The organism is Petrachloros mirabilis (assembly GCF_975968855.1).
Genome location: NZ_CDLUDY010000028.1, coordinates 1 through 4,159, shown reverse-complemented (window position 1 = coordinate 4,159; position 4,159 = coordinate 1). Strand labels below are relative to the sequence as shown.

Annotated in this window: 4 protein-coding genes; 1 reads left to right on the top strand and 3 read right to left on the bottom strand. The window is 55.1% G+C overall.

The genetic code is table 11. The features are described 5' to 3' along the window. On the bottom strand, positions 1 to 443 hold a 443-nt coding region (locus ACWVCN_RS01110), incomplete at its 3' end, for a 4Fe-4S dicluster domain-containing protein (RefSeq protein ID WP_455243662.1). A gap of 101 nt (positions 444 to 544) precedes the next feature. Beyond that, positions 545 to 1,591, bottom strand: coding sequence for a hypothetical protein (locus ACWVCN_RS01105; RefSeq protein ID WP_455243661.1), 1,047 nt, complete (start codon positions 1,589 to 1,591; stop codon positions 545 to 547). 169 nt (positions 1,592 to 1,760) lie between these two features. Between ACWVCN_RS01105 and ACWVCN_RS01100 the strand changes: the two genes are divergently transcribed. Next, entirely contained in the window at positions 1,761 to 2,858 is a 1,098-nt protein-coding gene (locus tag ACWVCN_RS01100) for a WD40 repeat domain-containing protein (protein WP_455243660.1), read from the top strand. Between the two features lies 1 nt (position 2,859). Here the strand turns inward: ACWVCN_RS01100 and ACWVCN_RS01095 are convergent. Then, on the bottom strand, positions 2,860 to 4,159 hold a 1,300-nt coding region (locus ACWVCN_RS01095), incomplete at its 5' end, for a sigma-54-dependent transcriptional regulator (RefSeq protein ID WP_455243659.1).

Sequence of the window (4,159 nt, the reverse complement as noted above, 5' to 3'; positions counted from 1 at the left end):
GTAGGACACTTTGAGACACAGGCATGACACCCCTGCCCTGCCGTGCAGAGGCGATGGGAAACCGTCACGACGCCCATTCTGACCTGCTCAGGTCCATCGACTGCGATCAGTGCTTCCGTCGCACAAGCCGAAATGCACGGGAGATCTTCACAGAGGTAACAGGGAACCTGGTCGGCAAAGATGACGGGCGTTCCATCCAGTTGGTGAAACACGATTGAGCCATGAGGACAGGCCTTCGCGCAATCACTGCATTTCGTGCAGCGTTCGAGGAATACATCTTCATCGACAGCACCGGGAGGCCGCAACCAATCCTTGCGCACGGCCGGCGCTGCCTTCTCGGGAACCACCTCTCTATGTTTGGTGAATTCGTGGGCGGCTTTCGCGACGGAGAAGACAGAGTCTTTGAGAAAATCCCGCCGCCCGTATTTCGGATCGGTAGCCACGGTATTGCCTAATCCAGCAGATTGAGGTTGAGGCCCAGGTTGAGGAGGGAATCGTCACTGCCCTTAGCCTCAGCCTTGGGCTGATCTTCGAGCCTTTACATCTACATCACGCCGTCGGCGCGCAGTTTATAGACCTCAACACATCGGTCGCAGGCACCGAACTCGACGTCCCAGCCTGGGTGATTCTCACGGATGAAGTCCAACACGTACGGTTCGATTTTGGTCCCCAAATCTTCAACCCATGAATAGGTCGGGAATCGGCAGAGCGGACAGGGGAACCCAGGCATCAACATGACCTTATTTTCGGTTTCCGGAACCTCTCCGCCTTCGACGTCGACGGCTCGGTCCATGACCCTCAGGGTGTCGGTGGCCATTTCAATTAGCTCGGAATGGGTAAAGAAGCCCGTCTGCCATAACCCTTCGAACACCGACTTCAACTGAGGAGCCGGGATTTTTCTGTACCAGGACCTGAATTCTTTGAACCGGTCCTCTTTCGAGAGCATCGGCTCTTTCCCGGCTGTGATGAGCCGGCTGTCAACGCTCAAGTTCCACAACACACGATACCGGTGATGGATGAGCGTTTCTTCTCCCGGATTTTGCCCGACCTTCGTATCAGGATCGTATCCGAACAGAGGATCCAGCATATCGGAAATGTGCAGCAGTTCGTGGCGACAATACCGGGTCAGCGCCGGATCGTAGAATCGACGAGGGATCAACTTGATCCCGATCCCCTTAAGTCCCTTCTCCTCGAACTGTTTCGCCAAATCCTGTTCGACGGACCCCCATTTCCGTAGGATGTCGACCCCCTCTTGATCTTCCTTCAGCACACCCTTCACCAGGACAATGCCGATTTTTTCCTTGAGAATGGGATATTCATTGAAAGCATCACGGATGATGTCGGAAAATCCCCATGTACCGAATAGATACTGATAGAGCTTCTTGAATTCGCTTTCGCGATCGTCCAAGGTGAACTTCTCATAAATAGGATCGGCCAGTTCGTGGAACTCCTTATAATAGGTGGGATCACCCTCGCGTTCGGTCTTCTCCACGAACGAGTCGATCACTTCCTGCAATAATGACGGCTGGAAGCGAAGCTCCATCGCTGTCTTCCTGACTCCAGCATCAGTGGTAATGGCGCCGTTTCCCATGTGTAACCTCTTGCAAAATGGCTCGTATGGCGGCTTGACTTGCAGACCAGGCTTCTCTTACGATCACCTGAACTATCCCGAATTATACTGGGCTGACGCGGAGATTTGCAAACCAGCACCGCCTGTCCTTACAGACGGTCTACAGGAAATACCGAGAGGGAATCGTACCATGGCAGATCAGACCGCAACACCGACTCCGGCACCATCCGCTCCTACATCACAACCAGAGGCACTGCCTCCTTTAACAGATCATCTTGAATACTGGAAGACCGATGCCAGGGAATTCAAGACTTTTCGCGGCCATTCCCATGGAGTTTGGACCGTCGCCTTCGCACCGGACGGCCAGACCCTGGCAAGTGCCGGAGTCGACCGACTCGTTCGTATCTGGGACATTGAAACAGGCCGACTGCTCCGCTCCCTTCGTGGCCACACACACGATGTTCGCGCAGTCGTTTTCACTCCAGACGGACAAACCCTTGCTTCCGGAAGCGAAGACCGCACGATAAGACTTTGGAATCCCAAAACCGGTGAGCCGCTCAAGCTTTTATTTACCCGTTATGACCATAACGTGTGCAGCCTCTCCCTCTCGCCTGACGGATTGATGCTCGCTCGCGGGAGCCATAATAAGGACATCAAAATCTGGGAAGTCACAACCGGCACAGAGTTGATGACGCTGCTCGGGAAGGACCAGTACGATCACCATTGGTCCGTCTGCGTTGCCTTCTCGCCGGACGGCATTCACCTGGCAAGCGGCACCGACATCGGCAAGATCAAAATCTGGGAAGTGCTGCCAAGCGGTGAAGAGAAGATTCTCCATAACGGTCACTGGAAGGAAGACGAAGTCGACTCGACCGAAACCCGCGGGTATTTCATCGAAGACGACGGGGGATTCCAAAAGCCAATGGACTATTGGATCGGCGCCATGACTTTTACGCCGGATGCGAAATTCCTGATTACAGGCAGTCGCGATCAGACGATTAAGATGTTCGAGATGCCGAATGGCCTGGAATATCGAACCATCAAAGGCCATACAGGCTGGGTGAGATCGCTGGTCGTCACCCCTGACAGCAAGGTGCTCATCAGTTCGGGAGACGACAACACGATCCGATTCTGGGATCTCTCGAACGGCCGATGCTTCCGGACGATCAAAGGCCATGCGGGAGGCGTGCGCTGTATCGCCCTCTCACCGGACGGACGACGGCTGGCAAGTGCCTCATGGGATCGCACGGTGAAGCTGTGGGAAGGTGGGGCGGAGCCGGCGGAGTAAGTTACGTGTCGTCTTCTGTTTCGGCCTCGTCCTTCGCAGATGGAATCCCGTAGCGTTTGCACTTTTCCCAGAGAGCTTTGCGAGATAGCCCGAGGATCTTTGAAGCAGTGGTGCGGCTTCCCTCGACTCGCTCCAACACCGATACGATATACTCCTTCTCGAATTCCTCGCGGGCCGCAGCCAGAGACGTCATCGGCCGTTCCGTCCGCTTGTGTCCTGAAAGGCCTTCGTTGCAGAACCCGCAGGAGTCTTGAGGCGCCCCCCCTGTAAAGGGGCAGGACTGAAACCCGCAAAGATCGGCAGGTTGGATCGACTGCTGATCACGCCCCAAGGCCACACCCCGCTCGACCATGTTTTCAAGCTCCCGCACGTTCCCAGGAAATGAATACCGGAGGAGCAGTTCGCGCGCAGTCGACGAGAACCCTTTCAGCTTCTTATTCATCTTTGTCGAACAGGTCTGCAAGACGTGCTCGGCTATCACAAGTATGTCTTCCTGGCGTGCCCGTAGCGGAGGTATCACGACCTGGACCACGTTCAATCGATAGAAAAGATCTTCACGGAATCGCCCTTGCGATACCTCTTTGCGGAGATCCTTCTGTGTCGCGCAGACGACCCGGACGTCCACGTCGATTGTGTTGTTGCCTCCGACCCGTTCGAATTTTCTTTCTTGCAACACCCGCAGTAGCTTCACCTGTACGACCGGCGAGATCTCTCCAATTTCATCGAGGAACAAGGTTCCTCGATGGGCCATTTCGAATCGACCCCGTCGCTGCCGCAACGCTCCCGTAAACGCGCCCTTCTCATGGCCGAATAGTTCTGCCTCCAACAAGGTTTCCGGCAGAGCTGCGCAACTCACCTTGATAAGCGGGTACTGGCTCCGCGGGCTGTTCTGATGAATCGCATTGGCGACCAGCTCTTTCCCTGTTCCGCTTTCACCCAGAATCAAGATAGTCGAGTCCGTGCTGGCGACGGTCTTGATCTTGTCGAGAACGGCTCGCATTTGGCTGTTTGTCCCAAGGATTCCACTGAAACAAAATTTGTCTTCGAGTGTTTCCTTGAGATCCTGATTTTCGCGACGCAGCGCCACGACGCGACCGACGCGTTCGACGATTATCAGGAGTTCATCCATCTGGAAGGGCTTGGTGATGTAGTCGAACGCGCCGTGTTTCATCGCACCGACGGCGGTTTCCACAGACCCATGAGCCGTAATGACGACGACTTCTGTCTGGGGAGATTTTTCTTTTGTGGCCTTGAGGACGGCCAACCCGTCCGCTCCGGGAAGGCGTAGGTCTGTAATCACC